Origin of the sequence: Streptomyces sp. yr375, from assembly GCF_900110755.1 — a bacterium.
Classification (GTDB): Bacteria; Actinomycetota; Actinomycetes; order Streptomycetales; family Streptomycetaceae; genus Streptomyces.
This window is the reverse complement of the sequence record NZ_FOFF01000012.1, coordinates 79576-99653: the sequence shown is the minus strand read 5'-3', so window position 1 is coordinate 99653 and position 20078 is coordinate 79576. Positions and strand designations below refer to the sequence as shown.

The window sequence follows — 20078 nt, the reverse complement described above, 5'->3', positions numbered from 1 at the left end:
GCGGCTTCGTCAGCGCCAGGGTTCAGATACTGAGCGGAGGGTGGCCGCGGTCGCCACCGCCGCCGTCACCGCCTCGTGTCCCTTGTCCTCGTGGGAGCCCTCGATGCCCGCCCGGTCCAGGGCCTGTTCCTCGGTGTCGCAGGTCAGGACGCCCATGCCGATGGGGACGCCGGTCTCGACGGAGACCTGGGTGAGGCCCTGGGTGACGCCCTGGCACACGTACTCGAAGTGCGGGGTGCCGCCGCGGATGACGACCCCGAGGGCGACGATCGCGTCGTAGCCCCGCCCGGCGAGCACCTTGGCGACGACCGGGAGCTCCCAACTGCCGGGGACCCGCAGCAGGGTCGGCTCGTCGATGCCGAGGTCGTGCAGGGCGCGCAGGGCGCCGTCGACCAGACCGTCCATCACCTTCTCGTGCCACTGTGCCGCGATGACGGCGACCCGGAAGTCACCCACATTGCGTACGGACAGTTCCGGTGCACCCTTGCCGCTCACGTCTCTCCTCAGTGCTGTTCTGTGCCGCTGTACTTGTTGCCGTGCTTGCTGCTGTTCCTGCTGCTGCTCTTACTGGTTGCCGCAGGGGGACACCGGGGCCGGGTCCAGCCAGGGCAGGTCGTGGCCCATCCGGTCCCGCTTGGTGCGCAGGTAGCGGATGTTGTGCTCGCCCGCCTGTACGGGCATCGGCTCGCGCTCGGTGACCTCGATGCCGTGCCGGACGAGCGCGTCGGTCTTCTCGGGGTTGTTGGTCATCAGGCGCACGCTGTGCACGCCGAGGTCGTCGAGGATCTGCGCGCCGGCCCCGTAGTCGCGGGCGTCGGCGGGCAGGCCGAGTTCCAGGTTGGCGTCGAGGGTGTCGTGGCCCTGCTCCTGGAGCTCGTACGCCCTGAGCTTGGACAGCAGGCCGATGCCCCGGCCCTCGTGGCCGCGCAGGTAGACCACCACGCCCCGGCCCTCGCTCTGGATGCGCTCCAGGGACGCGTCGAGCTGGGGGCCGCAGTCGCAGCGCAGGGACGCGAAGACGTCGCCGGTGAGGCACTCGGAGTGGACGCGGACCAGGACGTTGTCGCCGTCGCCGAGGTCGCCGTGGACGAGGGCGACGTGCTCGACGCCGTCGGCGACGGAGCGGTAGCCGTACGCGGTGAAGGTGCCGTGGACGGTGGGCAGCCGGGTCTCGGCCTCGCGCCGGACGGTGGGCTCGGCGGAGCGGCGGTAGGCGATCAGGTCCTCGATGGAGATGATCGTCAGGCCGTGCTTGCGGGCGAACGGGATCAGTTCGGGCAGCCGGAGCATCCGGCCGTCCTCGCCGGCGATCTCGACGATCGCGCCGGCCGGGCGCAGGCCCGCGAGGCGGGCGAGGTCGACGGCGGCCTCGGTGTGGCCGTTGCGGGTCAGCACCCCGCCGGGCTGGGCGCGCAGCGGGAAGACGTGCCCCGGGCGGACGAAGTCGTCGGCCTGTGCCGCGCCGCCCGCCAGCAGGCGGAGGGTGGCGGCGCGGTCGGCGGCGGAGATGCCGGTGGTGACGCCGTGGGCGGGACCGGCGTCGACGGAGACCGTGAACGCGGTCCGCATCGACTCGGTGTTGTCCTCGACCATCTGCGGCAGGCGCAGCCGCTCCAGTTCGTCGCCCTCCATGGGGGCGCAGATCAGGCCGCGGCACTCGCTCATCATGAAGGCGACGATCTCGGGGGTGGCCTTCTCGGCGGCGACGACGAGGTCGCCCTCGTTCTCGCGGTCCTCGTCGTCGACGACCACGATGGGGCGGCCGGCCGCGATGTCGGCGATGGCCTGCTCGATCGGGTCGAGCGAGAAGTCCTCGATGCCGTCCGTGCGGTAGAGGATCGGTGCCGTACTCATGCCGGCGCTCCTTCCAGAGCGGGCTGCGAGGCCTTGCGGGAGCGCAGCCACCAGTCGCGCATGCCCCACAGGACGAGCGCGCCGTAGATGACGTAGACGAAGCCGGAGAAGGCGTAGCCGTTGGCGAAGTTGAGGGGGACGCCGACGACGTCGACGAGGAGCCAGGCGAACCAGAACTCGACCATGCCGCGGGCCTGGGCGTACATGGCGACGATGCTGCCGACGAAGATGTAGGCGTCCGGCCAGGGGTCCCAGGACAGGGCCGGGTAGGCCGTGAAGAGGAGGGCGACGGCGACCGTGCCGACGGCTGCGGCGCCGACCATGGCCGCACGCTCGCGCCAGGTGGCGAAGCGCGGGGTGATGGCGCCGTCCGTGGCGCTGCCCTTGCTGCGGTTCCACTGCCACCAGCCGTACAGGGCGACGGCCATGACGACGACCTGCTTGCCGGCGCTGCCGGTCAGGTGGCCGTAGAAGGCGACGAAGAGGACGAGTCCGGAGAGGAACTGCACCGGCCAGGTCCACAGGGAGCGCCGCCAGCCGAGGGCGAGGGTGATCAGGCCGAGGATGTTGCCGATCATGTCGGACCACAGGATGTGCTGGTCGAACAGGACGAAGGCCTCGGAGTTCAGCGAGTTCACCGCGCCGCTCCCTGCGTGGTGGTCAGCAGGCGCTCGACGTACTTGGCGACGATGTCCACCTCGAGGTTGACCGGGTCGCCGGGCTGTTTGAGGCCGAGCGTGGTCAGGGCGAGGGTGGTGGGGATGAGGCTGACGGTGAAGTGGTCGAGGCCGGCGTCCACGACGGTGAGGCTGATGCCGTCGACGGTGATGGAGCCCTTCTCCACGACGTACCGGGCGAGGCCGGCGGGGAGGGAGATCTTGATGATCTCCCAGTTCTCGGAGGGGGTGCGGGCCAGCACGGCGCCGGTGCCGTCGACATGGCCCTGCACGATGTGCCCGCCGAGGCGGGCGCCGACGGCGGTGGGGCGTTCGAGGTTGACGCGGGAGCCGACGCCGAGGGCGCCGAGGCTGGAGCGGTTCAGGGTCTCCGCCATGACGTCGGCGGTGAACTCGTCGCCCTCGTGCTCGACGACGGTGAGACAGACACCGTTCACGGCGATGGAGTCGCCGTGCTTCGCGCCGTCGGTGACGACGGGGCCGCGCAGCCTGAAACGGGAGGCGTCGCCGAGGTTCTCGACGGCGGTGACCTCACCCAGTTCTTCGACGATTCCGGTGAACACTTCCCGGGTCCTCCTGCCTCTTCGGGCACGGACTCCGGGGCCTGTCGATGACGACAGTTTGTACGGGCAACGGCACTGGGGGCGACGCCGGACAGACCCGCCCGCGGACGGGTACGTATACGGCGGCGCGCACGAATGCCCGCCCGCCGCGCACTGCCTCCCATCCGGACTTTAACCGTCGGTCCAGGAATTTCACCTGGTCAACCGGCCGCTGGAAGCGGCCGGGTCGCGGACTGTAACCGCCGGTTCGGACTTTCACCGACCCCGGAGTGCGCTGCTATAGGTACAGGCTCAGTGTGCCACGGCCGACACTCGTCCATACAGGTGAAGGATGTGGGGTGGCTCACAGGCCGTCACCCCCAAATCGACGCGCACCGCTGCCCCTACGGGGAGATCACCGGGGTGCGGTCGGTGTCGAATCCGGACAAGCTGGACTTCGTGGCGCGTCAGCTCGGGCGGGTGCGGCGAGGCTGTCACATTCCGCGGGGCTGCGGGGTCTTAGGTGTCGGAGGGCGCTTCGGCCTGGAGCGTCCGGTGTGTGAAGGGGCTGAGCGGCATGACCACGATCCTGGTGACCGGCGGCAGTGGAACCCTGGGCCGGCTCGTCACCCAGCGGCTGCGGGCGGCGGGGCACGAGGTACGGATGCTGAGCCGGCACAGCGAGCCGTACGCCGTCGACCTGCGGGAGGGCGGCGGCGGGCTGGACGCGGCCGTCGCCGGTGTGGACACGATCGTGCACTGCGCGAGCACGCCGCGCGGGGGTGACGAGCAGGCGGCCGCGAACCTGATCGCGGCGGCGCGCCGGGCCGGGGTGGGGCACCTGGTCTACATCTCGATCGTCGGGGTGGACCGGGTCCCGTTCGGCTACTACAAGACGAAGCTCGCCGTGGAGAGGCTGGTGGCGGATTCGGGGCTGGGCTGGACCGTGCTGCGGGCGACCCAGTTCCACGACCTGCTGGTCCAGGTGCTCCAGGGGCTGGCCAAGGTGCCGGTGCTGGTCCTGCCGGCCGGGGTGAGCGACCAGCCGGTGGAGGTGGCGGAGGTCGCGGACCGGCTGGCGGAGCTGGCGACGGGCGCGCCCGCGGGGCGGGTAGACGACATGGCCGGGCCCGAGGTGCGTACGTTCGAGTCGCTGGCCCGCGCGTTCCTGAAGGCGAGCGGCCGGCGGTGCGCGGTGGTGAACGTGCCGCTGTGGGGGGCCGCTTACCGGGGCTTCCGGGCGGGCGGTCACCTCGCGCCGGAGCGGGCGGTGGGCAAGGGCACGTTCGAGGGGTACTTGGCGCAGCGCACCCGCCACTGACCCACGTCCACGTCCACGTCCACGTCCACGTCCACGTCCACGTCCACGTCCACGTCCACGTTCGCGTCCCGGGACAGCAGACCTACCGCGTCCCGAACAGCTCCTCCTGGGCGGACTCGCGGGCCGTCAGCAGTGCCCCGCGCAGTACCGCCGCGCCGCCCAGGGCGCTGGGGCGGACCTCGGTGGGGAGGGGCGCCATGCGGCGCAGCCGCTCGGCCACCCGGTCGGCGAGCGCGTCGCCGCCGGCCTGTCCGACCTCGCCGCCGAGGACCACGCAGCCGGGGTCGAGGACGGCGACGACGGAGGCCGCGCCGAGGGCGAGCCGGTCGGCGAGGGCGTCGAGGAAGCGGTCGGCGCCGCCACCGGCGGCCGGTCGCACCGCTGCCCGCACCAGCGCCGCCGCCACCGGCTCGGCGGCCCGCGCGCCGGCCGCCGTCAGGCCGCACTCCCCCGCCAGTGCGGCGATCGCCGCCGAGCCGGCCAGAGAGTGGAAGCCGCCCTCGCAGTCCGTCGCCGAGGGCAGGCCGCCGGTGCCGGGGACCGGCAGGAAGCCGATCTCGCCGGTGCCGCCGGAAGCACCGCGGCGCAGGGCGCCGTCCAGGACGACGGCCGCGCCCGTGCCGTGGCCCAGCCACAGCAGCACGAAGGTGTCGCGGTCGCGGGCCGCGCCCTCGCGCTGTTCGGCCAGGGCGGCGAGGTTGGTCTCGTTCTCGACGTGCGCGCGGGCCTGCGGGAACCGTTCCTGGAGGGCGGCCACCAGGCTGCGGTGCCAGGCGGGCAGGCCGCTGGAGTCGCGCAGTTCGCCGGTGGCCGGGTCGATGAGGCCGGGCGCGCCGATGCCGAGGGTGTGCAGCCGGTCGGCCCCGGCCTCCTTCGCCGTCCGCTCGACCAGCGTGACCGCCTGCTCCACGGCCGTCCCGGTGCCCGTGTCGCCGCCGATCGGCACGGCCGCCTCGGCGAGCACCCGGCCGACCAGGTCGGAGACGAGCACGGCGACGCCCTCCGTGCGCACGTCCAGCGCGGCCAGGTGGGCGCGGTCGGCGACGATCCCGTAGAGCTTCGCGTTCGGCCCGCGGCGCTGCTCGCCCGCCTCGCCTGCGACCTCGATCAGGCCGCCGGCGGTGAGGCGTTCGACGAGGTCGGCGACCGTGGGCCGGGACAGGCCGGTGAGCTGCTTCAACTGCCCTGCCGTCAACGGGCCTTCGTGTTGCAGCAGGCGCAGGGCGAGGCGGTCGTTGATGGCCCGGGCGGTGCTCGGGGATGCGGGCATGGCGGGAATCCTCCCACGGCGGTCGAGGGCGCCTGGCGGCCGTCGAGACGCCCTCGACGCCCCCTATTTATCAGGCAGGGTTCCTGATAGTTTACGGCGGCGGCGCGACGGCGCGGCACGGAGTCGGAGGGGGCGGGAGAATGGGCGGAGTGGGTGAGGTGAGCCACGCACCGACGGAGGTAAGGCGCGCCCGGTATGCCGTGGCGGCCGTGTTCACCGTGCACGGCGCGGTCACCGGTTCGTTCGCCACCCGCGTGCCGTGGATCCAGGACCACGCCGGCGTGTCCACCGGCCAGCTCGGGTTCGCGCTCGCCTTCACGGCGTTCGGGGCGGCCTGCGCGATGCCGCTGGCCGGCTCGGTCACCCATCGCTACGGCAGCCGGGCGGCCCTGCGCGGCCTGCTCGCGCTGTGGACGCTGGCGCTGACGCTGCCCGCCCTCGCCCCGAACCTGCTCACGCTGTGCCTGGCGATGTTCGCCTACGGCGCGACCTCGGGCATGTCCGACGTCGCGATGAACGCGCTCGGCGTCGAGGTGGAGCGGCTGCTGGGCAGGTCGATCATGTCGGGGCTGCACGGCATGTGGAGCGCGGGCGCTCTGCTGGGCTCGGCTGGCGGGACGCTCGCCGCGCACCTGGGGTCGGACGCGCGCGTGCACCACGCGCTGGCGGCGGCCGTGCTGACCGGTCTCGGTCTGCTGGCCTGCCGCTGGGTGCTGGACCTGCGGCCGGCCGAGGACGAGGAGCCGCCGCCGCGGTTCGCGCTGCCGCCGCGCTCGGCGCTGCTGATCGGCGCGGTCGGGTTCTGCGCGGTGTTCGCGGAGGGTGCCAGCCTGGACTGGTCGGCCGTCTACCTGCGCGACCAGCTCGGCTCGTCGGCGGGGGCGGCGGCGGCCTGCACGACCGGCTTCATGTTCACGATGGCGGTTGCCCGGATCGCGGGCGACGCGGTGGTGAACCGGTTCGGCGCGGTGCGAACCGTCCGGGCGGGCGGTGCGCTGGCCGCGCTCGGCGGGCTGCTGATCGTCGTCGCGGGGCATCCGGCGGTGGCGATGGGCGGGTTCGGGCTGATGGGGCTGGGCATCGCGGTCGTCGTACCGCTGTGCTTCGCGGCGGCCGGACACAGCGGCCCGAGCCCCAGCCAGGCCATCGCGGGCGTCGCGACGATCACCTACACCTCCGGCCTGATCGCCCCGAGCCTGATCGGCGGAGTGGCCCAGGCAACCAGCCTGACGGTGTCATTCGGCGTGGTGACGCTGCTGGCATGCGGGCTCATGGCATTCGCGGGCGTGCTGCGGAGCAGCGGCGGCGCGCGGACGGGCACGAAGGCCGAGGCCGGCGCGCAGGTAGCGACGGTGCCCGGGCCACGGCCCTGAGCCGACGTCGGGCGGTCGATCACCCTCCGGGCTGATCGCCCCGAGCCTGATGCCCGGCCACGGGCCTGAGTCGGCGGCGGGCAGGGGCAAGCGGTCGGTCGGCTTTCGGACAGCCGGGAGAATGATCGTGACAGCCGCAACCCTGATGAAAGCGAAACCGCACCATGGATCTTGGCGTCCGCTGGAAACTGCACGGCGACGGACGCACCCCGGCGCCCGGTGCGGTGGTCCGGCCCGACGAGCGGCTCTCCTGGCCGCGTACCGCCGGGCTCGGCGCGCAGCATGTGGTGGCGATGTTCGGGGCGAGTTTCGTGGCGCCCGTCCTGATGGGCCTGGACCCGAACCTCGCCATCATGATGTCCGGCGTCGCGACCGTGATCTTCCTGCTCGCGACCCGTGGCCGGGTGCCCAGCTATCTCGGGTGCTCCCTGTCCTTCGTGGGCGTGGCCGCCGTCATCCGGGCGCAGGGCGGGACGAGCGCCACGGTCACCGGCGCGGTGTTCGTCGTCGGGTTCGCCCTGTTCCTCGTCGGACTGGCCGTGCAACGCTTCGGGGCTCGGATCATCCACGCCGCGATGCCGCCGATCGTCACGGGCGCGGTGGTGATGCTGATCGGGTTCAACCTCGCCCCGGTCACCGCCACCACCTACTGGCCGCAGGACCAGTGGACGGCCCTGCTGGTGATGCTGGTCACCGCGCTGGCGGTGGTCTGTCTGCGCGGTTTCTGGTCCCGGATCGCGATCTTCCTCGGCCTCGTCTTCGGATACGCCGTCTCGTGGGCGTTCGACCGGATCTTCGGCCGGATCCACTCCGCCGACGCGAGCGGCAAGGTCACCGACCACTGGCGCCTCGACCTGTCCGGGGTCGCTCACGCCGACTGGGTCGGACTGCCCGCCTTCCACGGCCCGTCCTTCGAGTGGTCGGCGATCCTGGTCGCGCTGCCCGTCGTCATCGCGCTGGTCGCGGAGAACGCCGGGCACGTCAAGGCGGTCGGCGAGATGACCGGCGACGACCTGGACGGCAAGCTCGGCACGGCGATCTCCGCCGACGGCGTCGGCTCGATGCTGTCCACGGCGCTGGGCGGCCCGCCCAACACCACCTACTCCGAGAACATCGGCGTGATGGCCGCGACCCGCGTCTACTCGACGGCCGCCTACTGGGCCGCCGCCGGGTTCGCCCTCCTCTTCGGCCTGTGCCCCAAGTTCGGCGCGATCGTCGCCGCGATCCCCGGGGGCGTCCTGGGCGGCATCACCGTCATCCTCTACGGCATGATCGGCCTGCTCGGCGCGCAGATCTGGCTCAACGCCGGCGTCGACCTGCGCAACCCGCTGAACCTGGTGCCGGCCGCGGCGGGCATCATCATCGGCATCGGCGACGTCACGATGAAGTTCACCGACACCTTCTCGCTGAGCGGCATCGCGCTCGGTACGGTCGTCGTCATCACCGGCTACCACGCGCTGCGCGCCTTCGCCCCCGCCCACCTCAAGACCCAGCGGCCCCTGCTGGACGGCGGTACCAGCAGCTACGACGAGGCCGACGCGTAGGCGAGCGCGGCGGGCTCGTTACCCCGTTCCGGGGAAGCGTCGGGCTCGCCGACCCGCGGACCGGTCCGGGGCTGCGACCCTGCCCCCATGCCGCAAACGGAACAGTTCACCGCTCCCGTCGAGACCGGCGTCCGCCCGGTCGGTACGAGCGTCGACGATGTGCTCGCCCGGATGTACGCCCTCGACGCGACGCTGCCGCCCTTCGACGGGGTCGCGGTCTTCAACCGGGTCTACCTGGCGGTGACCCGGGAGGTGGACCGGCGCATCGACACCGGCCGGTTCCCGGACGCGCGGGCCGCCGTCACGCTGGACGTGCGGTTCGCACAGCGCTACTTGGACGCCGTGGACCCGGTGCCGGGCGGCCGGCGCGCACCGGCCTGCTGGCGCCCGCTGCTGCAGTTTCGCCGCCATCCCGGCGTACGACCACTCCAGTTCGCCCTCGCGGGCATCAACGCGCACATCGGGCACGACCTCGCGCTCGCCGTGGTGGACGCCTGTCGTAGCCTCGGCTGCGAACCGGCCGATCTGGAGGACGAGTTCGACCGCGTCGGCGATCTTCTCGTCTCGCTGGAGGAACGCATCCGCGAGGAACTGATGCCGGGCCCCGACCTGTTGCAGATCGCCGACCCCCTCACCCACCTGCTCGGCTCCTGGAGCCTGGAGCGGGCCCGGGACGCCACCTGGACGGCGGCCCGGGCGCTGTGGGCGCTGCGCCGACTCCCCGACGTCGCCGAGGAGTTCACCGAGCGGCTCGACACGGCCGTCGGCTTCGCGGGCCGCATGATGCTCACCCCGCTCCCGAACTGACCTCAGTCCTCGGGGAGTTCCACCGGCGCGATCGCGTCGTACACGTCACCTGGGCCCGGGTTGGCCGCGTCGGTGGTCCCGCCGAAGTGGTGCATGACGCCCCAGACCGCGTTCAGCGCGGTCTGGACGGCGCCCTCGGCCCAGCCGGCCGTCCAGGAGATGTCGTCGCCGGCGAGGAACACGCCCCGCTTGTCCTCGGGCAGCCGGTCCTGCATGAAGTGGGTGAACAGGCGCCGCTGGTAGCGGTAGTGGCCGGGCAGGTTGGCCTTGAACGCGCCCATGAAGTAGGGCTCGTTCTCCCAGGAGACGGTCACCGGGTTGCCGATGACGTGCTTCCTGATGTCGACCTTCGGGTAGATCTCGCCGAGCGACTTCAGCATGACCTCCATCCGCTCGTTCGCGGACAGCGGCAGCCACTTGAGGCTGTCGTCGCACCAGGTGTAGGAGAGGCAGATGACGGCGGGCCGGTCGAGGCCGTCGTCGAGGAGGTAAGTCCCGCGCGTCATACGGTCGGTGAGCGTCATCGACATGACGTCCCGCCCGGTCTCCTCGTCCTTGTCCAGCCAGAACGGCCGGTCGACGGGCACGAAGAGCTTGCTGGACTCCATGTAGTGGGTGCGCTCGATGGCGGTCCAGTGGTCGATCGGGAAGAGCGAGTCGTCGCAGGCGATCTTGGAGAGCAGCATCCAGGACTGGGCGGTGAAGACGGCCGCCCGGTAGGTGCGGATGTCGCCGTCGGCGTCCGTCACGGTGATCCGGTTGCCCGCGGTGCGGTGCAGCCGGGTCACGGCCGGTCGCGGCTCGCCGCCCTCGTGCAGGCTCGCGAGCGAGGTGCCGTACGGCCAGTGGACGAGTTTCTCGGGCTCGCGTTCCCAGAGCCGCAGCGGGAGTTGCTGGGAGCCGCCGACGATGCCGCGATGGTGGTCGTCGGCCTCGCTGTAGACGACGCGCAGGATCTCCAGGATGGAGTTCGGGAAGTCGGTGTCCCAGCCGCCGGTGCCGAAGCCGACCTGGCCGAAGATCTCGCGGTGCCGGAAGGACTTGAACGCCGCGGAGTCGCAGAGGAAGCCGTAGAAGGTCTGGTTGTCGAGCTTCTCGACGAGCTTCGCCCAGATCTCGCGGATGCGCGGCACGTCCCGCTCGCGCATCGCGCGGTTCATGTCGGAGAAGTCGGCGCCCTCTTCGAGGCAGGCGTTCCAGGCGTGCATCACATCGCGGTAGACCTGCGGCAGGTCGTCGACGGTGGTCGCGTAGTGCGACTCGCCCTTGAGGTCGACGACGGTCGAAGGGGTCACGTCGGCAAGGGGGTTGGGGAACGGCCGGGTCTCAAGGCCCACCAGGTCGATGTAGTGCTGGAGGGCCGTGGAGGACGGCGGGAAGCGCATCGCGCCCATCTCGGCGGTGAGGGAGGGGTCGCAGCCGTCGAAGCCCACGGTCCGCAGCCGCCCGCCGATCCGGTCGGCCTCGTAGACGACCGGCTTGAGGCCCATCTTCATCAGCTCGTAGGCGGCCACGATGCCGGACAGCCCGCCGCCGATCACCGCGACCTCGGCGCCGTGCTCGGTCGCCGGTATCTGGCCGAGCCCCGCCGGATGGCCGAGGAAGTCGTCGTAGGCGTACGGGAAGTCCGGGCCGAACATGGTGATCGGCGGCCGGTGCCGCTCGTCTGCGTGCTCGACGGCGTTGGGCACGGTGGACGTCATGGGGTACGGACTCCTTGCACAGGAAATTGAGCGTGTGGGCTTCAGACCAGGGAGCCGTACAGGCCCGGGCGGCGGTCCTTCAGGTACGGGTTCGCCTCGCGGGAGGCGGCGAGGGTGACGGGGTCGGCGTCGGCGAAGAGCAGTTCCTCGCCGCGTCCGGCGCGGGCCCGCGCGACCCCGTCGGGACCGGCCAGGGTGGACAGCCCGACGAACTCGAACTCCCCTTCCCGGCCGACCCGGTTGACGTACGCGACATACATCTGGTTCTCGAAGGCGCGCACCGGGATCATCGACTCGGCGACGAACTGGAAGGGGTGCATCTGCGCGGTCGGCACGACGAGGAGGTCGGTGCCGGCCAGGGCGTGGGCGCGGACGTTCTCCGGGAACTCGACGTCGTAGCAGATCATCAGGCCGACGGTGAGGCCGTTCAACTCGGCCTGGACGACCGGCTGGTCGCCCGGGTGGAAGTGGTCGTGCTCGAAGCAGCCGAAGAGGTGGGTCTTGCGGTAGTTGGCCAGTCGGGTGCCGTCCGCGCCGATGAGCTGGGCCGCGTTGTACACCGCGTCGCCGGCGCGCTCCGGGTAGCCGTACGCGACGGCCAGCCCGTGCCGGCCGGCGAGTTCGGCGATCGCGTCCGCGGAGTCCCCGTCGGCGGGCTCGGCGAGACGGGCGACGTCGTCGCCGATCGCGTACCCGGTGAGGAACAGCTCCGGCGCGACCAGGAGCCCGGCGCCCGTGGCGGCGGCCCGGGCGGCGGCCTCGTCGAGGACCTTGAGGTTCTCGACGACGGAGCCGGGGCGGCCCGAGCTCTGGAGCAGGGCGGTGCGCATGCGTGATCCTCACCGGTACGAGGGGGTTCGGGGGCCCTTCCGGGGAACCTTCCGAGGAACCTTCCGGGGGCCAGATAGACGGTACGGTCGACCGCGCGCGGCGGACAAGGAGGAGCCGTTGCGCGCCGGTGAGCGGTTCGTTGCGTGCGCCGGGGGTGCAACGGCGATTCGTTGCGCGCCCCTCCCCCTCACCCTCGCCGCCCTCCCCCTCGCCCTCTCCGTACGACCGCCAGCGCCGTCACCAGGTACGGCACCGCGCACACCGCGAAGACGGTGCCATGGGCGAAGGACGAGCCGAGGACGCCGTACGCGCCGTAGACCGCGATGGTCAGCAGCTCGGTGCCCAGGCCCGCGACGGAGGTGACGGTGGCCCGGCCGGTGCCCTCGATGCGCTGCTGGAGCCGGACGTCGGCCAGGACGGTCGCCAGTTGGAAGCCGCCGAAGGCGAGGGCGACGAGGACGACACCGGCCGGCCGCTCCGTCAGCGCGCCGGCCGCCAGGGCGAGCGCGGCGCCCGCGAGGAGCGCGGCGAGGCCGGTGCCGCCGAGGCGCTCGGCCCGCCCGGACAACAAGCTGCCGGCCGTGACGCCGGCCCAGATCACCATCAGCAGGTAGGGGACGGCGGCGTCCGGTACGCCGGTCTCCCTGACCAGCAGCGAGGTGTACTCGTCGAGCGCGCCCCACACCGCCGTGACGGCCGGGACCAGCAGCACGGCGCCCAGCACGCGCCGGTCCCGGTGGACGTCGGCGAGTCCGGCGCGCAGTGTGGCGGCCCAGCTTTCGTGGCGCTCGGCGGCCGGGGTGCGGTGCTCGGGGAAGCGGGTCGCCGCGGCGGCGCAGAGCAGGCACGCCAGCACGCTGGCCGCGCCGACGGCCGGGTAGCCGCCGGCCGCGAAGACCGGCCCGGCCAGGCCCGTCGCCGACATGACGGCCGCCTGGCCCACCGCGTGCGCGCGGCCCATGACCCGGGCGTACCGGTCCGCCGCGCCGACCCGGTCCAGCTCCTCGTACACCAGCGCCTCCAGGGCGCCGGAGCTCAGCGCGCCGCGCGCACCCCACAGGACGAAGCCGGCCGCGAAGGCCCAGTACGACGGGACGAGCACCCACAGCGCGAAGCCGGCCGCGCCGAGCAGCGGGCCGATCCACAGCAGCAGCCTGCGGGAGACGGCGTCGGCCCAGGCGCCGGAGGGGATCTCCAGCAGGACGCCGGTCAGCGACCACAGGACGAAGAGGGAGGAGATCTGCCCGACCGACAGGCCTCGGTCCGCGAACAGCAGCGCGTACACCGGGTAGAGCAGCACGAACTCGTCGAGGAACGCGTACGCGTACAGCGTGGCGGTCAGTCGACGGGTGTCGGGGCCGGTGAGGGATCAATGTCGCCAGGTCATGCGACCGAGGGTAGCCGCCGGACGGCCGATGCGCACCGGTCGGGCCGGTACCGCTCGGGTCAGGTCGGTGAGCCCGAGGAGAAGCGGCGCAGCAGGGGCGACAGCACCAGGACCGACTTGGTGCGTTCCACGAACGACTCCCCCGCGATGCGTTCCAGGACGCGCTCGAAGTGGCGCATGTCGGCGGCGAAGACCTGGGCGACGGCGTCCGCCTCGCCGGTGACGGTGGACGCGGCCACGACCTCCTGGTAGCGCTCCAGGCCCCGTTGGATGGTCTCCGGGGAGGTGTTGCGCCGGCAGTAGATCTCGACGAACCCCTCGGTCTCCCAGCCGAGGGCCGCCGGATCGACGCGGACGGTGAAGCCGGTGATGGCGCCGGTGGCCCGCAGCCGGTCCACGCGGCGTTTCACGGCGGGCGCGGACAGGCCGACCTGTTGCCCGATGTCGGCGTAGGAGCGGCGGGCGTCCTCGGCGAGGGCGTGCACGATGCGTTCGTCGAGATCGTTCAGCACAGTGGGTTGATCACTTTTCGGATGTTGCGAGTCGGGAGCGGCGGTGGCCGCAACTGAAGTAGAACACGAGCCCGACGGCCGTCCGGACGGTCCGGCGGGGCGCCACGAGGAGAGCGCGGGTGACGCGAACGGCCCCCGTTTTCAACGGGGGCCGCCGGGAAGGGAGTTGGTCAGCTCCAGCTCGAGTGCAGGGGCTTGCCCTCCGCGTAGCCGGCCGCGCTCTGGATGCCGACGACGGCCTTCTGCGCGAACTCCTCCAGGGAGGCCGCGCCCGCGTAGGTGCAGGAGGAGCGGACGCCGGCGATGACCGAGTCGACCAGGTCCTCGACGCCCGGGCGGGCCGGGTCGAGGAACATCCGGGAGGTGGAGATGCCCTCCTCGAACAGGGCCTTGCGGGCCCGGTCGTACGCCGACTCCTCGGAGGTGCGGTTGCGGACGGCGCGGGCGGAGGCCATGCCGAACGACTCCTTGTAGGGGCGGCCGTTCGCGTCGTGCTGGAGGTCGCCCGGGGACTCGTAGGTGCCCGCGAACCAGGACCCGACCATCACGTTGGACGCGCCGGCGGCCAGTGCCATGGCGACGTCACGGGGGTGGCGGACACCGCCGTCGGCCCACACGTGCTTGCCGTACTTCTTCGCCTCGGCGGCGCACTCCAGGACGGCCGAGAACTGCGGCCGGCCCACGCCGGTCATCATCCGGGTGGTGCACATGGCGCCGGGGCCGACGCCGACCTTGATGATGTCGGCGCCCGCGTCGATCAGGTCCTTGACGCCCTCGGCGGAGACGATGTTGCCGGCCACGATCGGCACCTGCGGGTCCAGTGCGCGCACGGTGCGGATCGCGCCGATCATCGACTCCTGGTGGCCGTGCGCGGTGTCGATGACGAGCGTGTCCACGCCCGCGTCGAGCAGTTGCTTGGCCTTGGCCGCGAAGTCGCCGTTGATGCCGACGGCGGCGGCGATGCGCAGCCGGCCCTGCGCGTCGACGGCCGGCGCGTACAGCGTGGCGCGCAGGGCGCCCTTGCGGGTGAGGATGCCGGCGAGCTTGCCGTCCTTGCCGACGGCGGGGGCGTAGCGCCGGTTGGCGGCGTCGAGGGTGTTGAAGGCCTCGCGCGGGTCGATGTCGGCATCGAGGAGGAGCAGGTCGCGGGACATGACGACCTCGAGCTGCGTGAAGCGGTCGACGCCGGTCAGGTCCGCGTCGGTGACGACACCGACCGGCCGGAGGTCCTCGTCGACGACGACACCCGCGTTGTGCGCCCGCTTGGGCAGCAGGGCCAGCGCGTCGGCCACGGTCTGGTGGGGGGCGAGGACGATCGGGGTGTCCAGCACCAGGTGACGGCTCTTGACCCAGGTGACGACGTCGGTGACGACGTCGATCGGAATGTCCTGCGGGATGACGACGAGGCCGCCGCGGCGGGCCATGGTCTCGGCCATCCGGCGGCCGGCGACGGCGGTCATGTTGGCGACGACCAGCGGGATCGTGGTTCCCGTGCCGTCCGGGGCGCTGAGGTCCACGGCCTGGCGCGACCCGACGGCGCTGCGGCTCGGCACCATGAAGACGTCGTCGTAGGTGAGGTCGTAGGCGGGCTCGATGTCGTTGAGGAAACGCACGTGCTGCACATCCCGGTCGATCAGAGGTGACCCCCCGACAGGACAGCCAGGGGGAGAAGCACGTACTTCATTCTCCCACGCGGCCCCTGATGCGATGCCCGGACGGAACGTCCAAGCAGCTCACGGGGGCCTTAGGAGGATCCTCCGAGGGCGAGCAGCACGGACAGCTCCGGCACCGAGTCCACGGCCTGCGAGAACACGTCCTCGGCGATCTCCCACTCCTCGCGCCGCGCGTCGGCGTACGGCCGCCAGTTCCGTACGACGATCCGCAGCCCTTCGTGGCCGGGCGGGACGGGGAGGTCGGTGAGGCTGTCGACGAGGGCGTCCCAGTTGCGCCCGAACCAGTCGGGCAGGCCGAGGGCGTCGGCGCAGCGGTCCATGAAGGCCGCCTTGTCGGCGACCCCGGCGAGGTCCAGGGTGAGCACGTGCTCGGTCATCCGGAAACCGTCCTGAGGTGGTGGTCGTGTGGTGGCGGCAGAAGCGGAGGGGGTGGTCCGGGCGACCACCCCCTCCCTTCCGATCCGGCGTCAGATCCCGTCCGGGTCCGCCCGGTTGAGGGCCGGCTTCGGTGCCGGTCCGGCCGTCATCAGGTAGTCGGCCGCCGAGGTGTCCGTCACCAGGCTGGTGACGAGCCCGGAGCGCAGGACCGCGTCGATCGCGGCCGCCTTGCGCTGACCACCCGCTATGGCGACGACCTCGGGGACGCGGCGCAGTTGGTCGGTCTTGACCGTGATGCACCGCTCGCCCAGGTCGCGGCCGACCCTGCGGCCCTCGGCGTCGAAGAGGTGCGCGGACATCTCGGCGGCGACGCCGAGCGAGGCGTAATGGGCCCGCTCCTCGTCGCTGAGCATGTCGTGCACCGTCGAGATGCCGGGCTCCCAGGAGCCGATGGAGACACAGGCGACCGTGACCTTGTCGAAGTACTCGAAGGCCCGGGCGATCCCGGTCTGGTGGCGCAGGGCCTGCGCGGTGGCCGCGTCCGGCAGCAGCATCGGCGCGTAGATGGGGTGCGCGTCGCCGCCGGACACCTGGGCGGCGCGGCGGACGGCCTCGACCGAGCCGCGTTCGGCGGTCCCGGCGTCGTACACGCCCGTCAACTGCACGACCGTGCAGGGCGGCAGCCGGTCCAGCGCCGCCGCCATGTGGATGGTGGAGCGGCCCCAGGCCAGCCCCAGCACATCCCCCTCGGCGACCAGTTCGCCGAGCAGGTCGGCGGCCACTTCCCCGAGGTTCTCGGGGTCCGTGGCCTCCTCGGCCTCGGCCGGGGACTCGACCACGACGGCGTGCCTGAGGCCGTAGCGGGCGCGGAGCGCGTCGGAGCGCTCGGCGTCCAGTTCGGCCGGCACGCGGATCTCGATCCGCACGAGATCCCGTTCGAGGGCGGTCTCCAGGACCCGGGCCACTTTGAAGCGGCTGACGCCGAACTCCTCCGCGATCTGGATCTTGGATTTTCCCTCGAGGTAGAAGCGGCGGGCCATGGCCGCCGCCTGCACCAGCTCTGCGGGTCCCATCCGCATGGCTGACCGGCCCGCCGACATACCCGACACGGCGATCTCCTCACTGCTGTTCACACTCTGGATACGCCGTTCATCCTCGCAGATCCGGCGCAGTTGATCAGCTCTGATGGGAGCCGTTCACATTCCTGTCGGTCAGTGGTCGATTCAGTGTCGGCATCCCCACGTGGCCGCCGCGGTCGCCGCCTCCGCCTGAGCCCGCAGACCGCGCACCGCCGCGGCCGGGTCGTCCGCGCCGTATACGGCCGAGCCGGCCACGAACACGTCGGCGCCCGCGTCGGCGCATCGCTCGATGGTGGTGGCCGAAACCCCGCCGTCGATCTGAAGCCACAGGTCAAGCCCGTGCTTGCTGATCAACTCGCGGGTGCGGCGGATCTTGGGGAGCATGATGTCGAGGAAGGCCTGGCCTCCGAAGCCGGGCTCGACGGTCATGATCAACAGCATGTCGAGTTCGGGCAGCAGGTCCTCGTACGGCTCGATCGGCGTCGCGGGCCGCAGTGCCATGGAGGCACGGGCGCCCTTGGCGCGGATCTCGCGGGCGAGGCGCACGGGGGCGGCGGCCGCCTCGACGTGGAACGTGACGGACGAGGCACCCGCCTCGACGTACTGCGGGGCCCAGCGATCGGGGGCCTCGATCATCAGATGGCAGTCCAGCGGGGTGTCCGTCGCACGGGCCAGCGCCTCTACGACCGGCACCCCGAGCGTGAGGTTGGGGACGAAATGGTTGTCCATCACGTCGACGTGGAGCCAGTCGGCTCCTTCGACCGCTTTCGCCTCGTCCGCGAGACGGGCGAAATCGGCGGACAGGATGCTGGGGTTGATCTGCACGGCCATGCCCCAAGCCTGCCATGCCCTCCGGGGGGTGGCCGCATCGGTCCGTTGTGGCTGGGGTCCGTTGTCGTCCTCGGGCCGTGTGTGGCCGGTCGCGCAGTTCCCCGCGCCCCTGAGGTATCAGGCCGGAGGTGGGCATGACAGGGCGCCGTGGGGTCGCGCATCTCGTCTGTGGGCGGCGGGCCAAGTGGCTGGTGTTGGGGTTGTGGGTGGTGGTGCTGTTCCTGACGGCGCCGTTCGCCTCGAAGCTCGCCGACGCCCAGGACAACGACGCGGCGTCGTGGCTGCCGGGGTCGGCCGAGTCGACCCAGGTGCTGGAGGTGTCGAAGGGCTTCCGGCCGGAACAGATCCCCGCGGTCGTCGTCTACGCCCGCGACAGCGGGCTCACGGCGCAGGACCGGGCACGGATCGCCGCGGACGCGGGCCGCCTGAGGGAGCTCACCGACCACGGCATCCGGGGCACCGAGACCCGCGCCCCGGTCTACGACCGCCGGACCGACCCCCGGGCCGCCCAGATCTACGTGCCGATCACCATGGACGAGAAGGGCTGGTCGCGCATCGCCCCGGCCGTCGACTCGATCCGTGACGTCGTCGGCGACGGCGGTGGCGGACTGGCCGTGCACATCACCGGGCCCGGCGGCACCTCCGCGGACTTCTCCAAGGCGTTCGAGGGCATCGACTCGACCCTGCTGCTGTCGGCGATGACCGTCGTCATCGTCATGCTCCTGATCACCTTCCGCAGCCCCACGCTCCTGCTGGTCCCGCTGCTCGGCGTGGTCGTCGCCCTGTTCACCGCCCAGGCCCTGATCTACTTCCTGGCCCAGCACGCGGGCCTGACCGTGAACGGCCAGAGCGCCGGCATCCTCACGGTCCTGGTCTTCGGCGCGGGCACGGACTACGCCCTGCTGCTCGTCGCCCGCTACCGCGAGGAGCTGCGCCGGCACGAGGACCGCCACGAGGCGATGGCCCTGGCCCTGCACCGGGCGGGCCCGGCGGTGCTGGCGTCCGGGGCCACGGTGGTGCTGAGCATGCTCGTGCTGATGGCCGCCGAGATGAACTCCACCGCCGGACTCGGCCCGGTCGCGGCCATCGGCGTGGCCGTGGCCCTCCTCGCCATGATCACGCTCTTCCCGGCCCTGCTGGTGATCTGCGGCCGCTGGATCTTCTGGCCGGTGATCCCGCACAACGGCTCCGCAGAACCGACCGAGCGGGGCTTCTGGGCCCGCATGGGCCACTCGTTCGCCCGCCGGCCGCGCATGATCTGGGCGGTGACCGCCCTGGTCCTCGCGGTCTGCTCGCTGGGCCTGATCCAACTGCGCGCGGAGGGCATCAGCAACGCGGACGCCTTCACCGGCAAGCCGGACTCGATCACCGGCCAGGAGGTCTCCGAGCGGTACTTCCCGGCGGGCAGCGGCGACCCGCTCGTCATCGTCACCGACCAGAACCAGTACCGGCAGGTGAACCAGGCGGTCGCACGGACGGAGGGCGTCGTGCCGACGTCCCTCGGACTGCCGCCGGGCACGAAACCCGCCCACGACGGCAAGGTGCTCTTCGAGGCGACCATGACCGCCCCGTCGGACAGCGAGGCCGCGAAACACACCGTGCAGCGGGTCCGGGACGCCGTGCACGCGGTGCCCGACGCCGACGCGCAGGTGGGCGGCGGCACGGCGGCCCTGCTGGACGCGGACCGGGCGACCACCCACGACAACATCCTGATCATCCCGCTGGTCCTGGCCGTCGTCCTGCTCATCCTCTGCGGCCTGCTGCGCGCGCTGATCGCCCCACTGCTGCTGATCGGCACGGTGATCCTGTCCTTCGCGGCGGCCCTCGGCCTCAGCGCGCTCGCGTTCCGCCACGTCTTCGACTACGCGGGCGAGTCGACGGACTTCCCGCTCTTCGTCTTCGTCTTCCTGGTGGCGCTGGGCATCGACTACAACATCTTCCTGACCACCCGCATCCGCGAGGAGGCCACCCGCCAGGGCACCCGGCGGGGCGTGGTGACGGGCCTGGCGGCGACCGGCGCGGTGATCACCTCGGCGGGCCTGGTCCTGGCCGGCACCTTCGCGGCGCTCGCCACACTCCCGATGGTCGCCTTCGCGGAGATCGGCTTCGCGGTGGCCCTGGGCGTCCTGATCGACACCTTCATCGTGCGGTCGGTGCTGGTCACGTCCCTGTTCCTGGACATCGGCCCGAGGGTGTGGTGGCCGCACCGGCTGTCCCTGGACGAGGGCGCCGACGAACCCCCGCCGAAGGAGCCCGCGCAGCCCGCCTAGGCCGCGCATACGGGGTTTCCGAAGAG

18 protein-coding genes and 1 riboswitch are annotated in these 20078 nt (G+C 72.1%); of the genes, 5 read left to right on the top strand and 13 right to left on the bottom strand.

The genetic code is table 11. The features are described from left to right. Positions 1-9: 9 nt before the first annotated feature. The 4 genes from ribH to BMZ82_RS15350 form a co-directional block, all read right to left on the bottom strand. Positions 10-495, bottom strand: coding sequence for a 6,7-dimethyl-8-ribityllumazine synthase (gene ribH / locus BMZ82_RS15365; protein ID WP_093775919.1), 486 nt, complete (start codon positions 493-495; stop codon positions 10-12). Between the two features lie 69 nt (positions 496-564). Next, complete coding sequence (locus BMZ82_RS15360) at positions 565-1854, bottom strand: bifunctional 3,4-dihydroxy-2-butanone-4-phosphate synthase/GTP cyclohydrolase II (RefSeq protein ID WP_093775917.1); 1290 nt, start codon at positions 1852-1854, stop codon at positions 565-567. Then, the gene (pnuC, locus tag BMZ82_RS15355; RefSeq protein ID WP_093775915.1) at positions 1851-2492 is read right to left on the bottom strand and encodes a nicotinamide riboside transporter PnuC; all 642 of its coding nucleotides are present in this window, start codon (positions 2490-2492) and stop codon (positions 1851-1853) included. The genes BMZ82_RS15360 and pnuC overlap by 4 nt, the downstream gene beginning before the upstream one ends. After that, positions 2489-3094: a riboflavin synthase gene (locus BMZ82_RS15350; protein WP_093775913.1), complete on the bottom strand. Its 606-nt coding sequence runs from the start codon at positions 3092-3094 to the stop codon at positions 2489-2491. Before BMZ82_RS15350 ends, pnuC begins: the two co-directional genes overlap by 4 nt. Before the next feature lie 146 nt (positions 3095-3240). After that, a riboswitch (FMN riboswitch) is annotated at positions 3241-3371 on the bottom strand. A gap of 279 nt (positions 3372-3650) precedes the next feature. Here BMZ82_RS15350 and BMZ82_RS15345 point away from each other — a divergent pair. After that, entirely contained in the window at positions 3651-4394 is a 744-nt protein-coding gene (locus BMZ82_RS15345) for an SDR family oxidoreductase (RefSeq protein ID WP_093776034.1), read from the top strand. 82 nt (positions 4395-4476) lie between these two features. Here BMZ82_RS15345 and BMZ82_RS15335 read toward each other — a convergent pair whose 3' ends face one another. Next, positions 4477-5664: an ROK family transcriptional regulator gene (locus tag BMZ82_RS15335; RefSeq protein WP_093775911.1), complete on the bottom strand. Its 1188-nt coding sequence runs from the start codon at positions 5662-5664 to the stop codon at positions 4477-4479. Positions 5665-5804: 140 nt separating this feature from the next. Here BMZ82_RS15335 and BMZ82_RS15330 point away from each other — a divergent pair, with 140 nt between their 5' ends. The 3 genes from BMZ82_RS15330 to BMZ82_RS15320 all read left to right on the top strand — a co-directional run bounded on the left by BMZ82_RS15330 (position 5805) and on the right by BMZ82_RS15320 (position 9388). Continuing rightward, positions 5805-7037, top strand: a complete 1233-nt coding sequence (locus BMZ82_RS15330; protein WP_177244507.1) for an MFS transporter — start codon at positions 5805-5807, stop codon at positions 7035-7037. A 164-nt stretch (positions 7038-7201) separates the two neighbouring features. After that, positions 7202-8581 (top strand): uracil-xanthine permease family protein, encoded by a 1380-nt coding sequence (locus BMZ82_RS15325; RefSeq protein WP_093775907.1) that lies wholly within the window; start codon positions 7202-7204, stop codon positions 8579-8581. A gap of 87 nt (positions 8582-8668) precedes the next feature. After that, positions 8669-9388, top strand: a complete 720-nt coding sequence (locus BMZ82_RS15320) for a DUF5995 family protein (RefSeq protein ID WP_177244506.1) — start codon at positions 8669-8671, stop codon at positions 9386-9388. Positions 9389-9390: 2 nt separating this feature from the next. Here the strand turns inward: BMZ82_RS15320 and BMZ82_RS15315 are convergent, their stop codons facing one another. From BMZ82_RS15315 to rpe, 8 genes are all read right to left on the bottom strand, one after another. Further along, positions 9391-11091, bottom strand: a complete 1701-nt coding sequence (locus tag BMZ82_RS15315; protein ID WP_093775905.1) for a flavin monoamine oxidase family protein — start codon at positions 11089-11091, stop codon at positions 9391-9393. Between the two features lie 41 nt (positions 11092-11132). Then, a complete protein-coding gene (locus BMZ82_RS15310; protein ID WP_093775903.1) occupies positions 11133-11921 on the bottom strand; it encodes a carbon-nitrogen hydrolase family protein in 789 nt (262 codons plus the stop codon). Between the two features lie 188 nt (positions 11922-12109). After that, positions 12110-13264: an MFS transporter gene (locus BMZ82_RS15305; RefSeq protein WP_305729209.1), complete on the bottom strand. Its 1155-nt coding sequence runs from the start codon at positions 13262-13264 to the stop codon at positions 12110-12112. 104 nt (positions 13265-13368) lie between these two features. Then, positions 13369-13821: an Lrp/AsnC family transcriptional regulator gene (locus tag BMZ82_RS15300; protein ID WP_093775899.1), complete on the bottom strand. Its 453-nt coding sequence runs from the start codon at positions 13819-13821 to the stop codon at positions 13369-13371. Positions 13822-13991: 170 nt separating this feature from the next. Next, on the bottom strand, positions 13992-15434 hold the full coding sequence (locus BMZ82_RS15295) for a GuaB1 family IMP dehydrogenase-related protein (RefSeq protein WP_218159034.1): 1443 nt from the start codon (positions 15432-15434) through the stop codon (positions 13992-13994). A 131-nt stretch (positions 15435-15565) separates the two neighbouring features. Next, entirely contained in the window at positions 15566-15871 is a 306-nt protein-coding gene (locus tag BMZ82_RS15290; RefSeq protein ID WP_093775895.1) for a barstar family protein, read from the bottom strand. A 90-nt stretch (positions 15872-15961) separates the two neighbouring features. After that, positions 15962-17005 (bottom strand): sugar-binding transcriptional regulator, encoded by a 1044-nt coding sequence (locus tag BMZ82_RS15285; RefSeq protein ID WP_093775893.1) that lies wholly within the window; start codon positions 17003-17005, stop codon positions 15962-15964. 90 nt (positions 17006-17095) lie between these two features. Beyond that, positions 17096-17782, bottom strand: coding sequence for a ribulose-phosphate 3-epimerase (rpe, locus tag BMZ82_RS15280; protein ID WP_093775891.1), 687 nt, complete (start codon positions 17780-17782; stop codon positions 17096-17098). Between the two features lie 134 nt (positions 17783-17916). Between rpe and BMZ82_RS15275 the strand changes: the two genes are divergently transcribed. Beyond that, positions 17917-20052, top strand: a complete 2136-nt coding sequence (locus BMZ82_RS15275) for an MMPL family transporter (protein ID WP_093775889.1) — start codon at positions 17917-17919, stop codon at positions 20050-20052. Positions 20053-20078 lie beyond the last annotated feature (26 nt).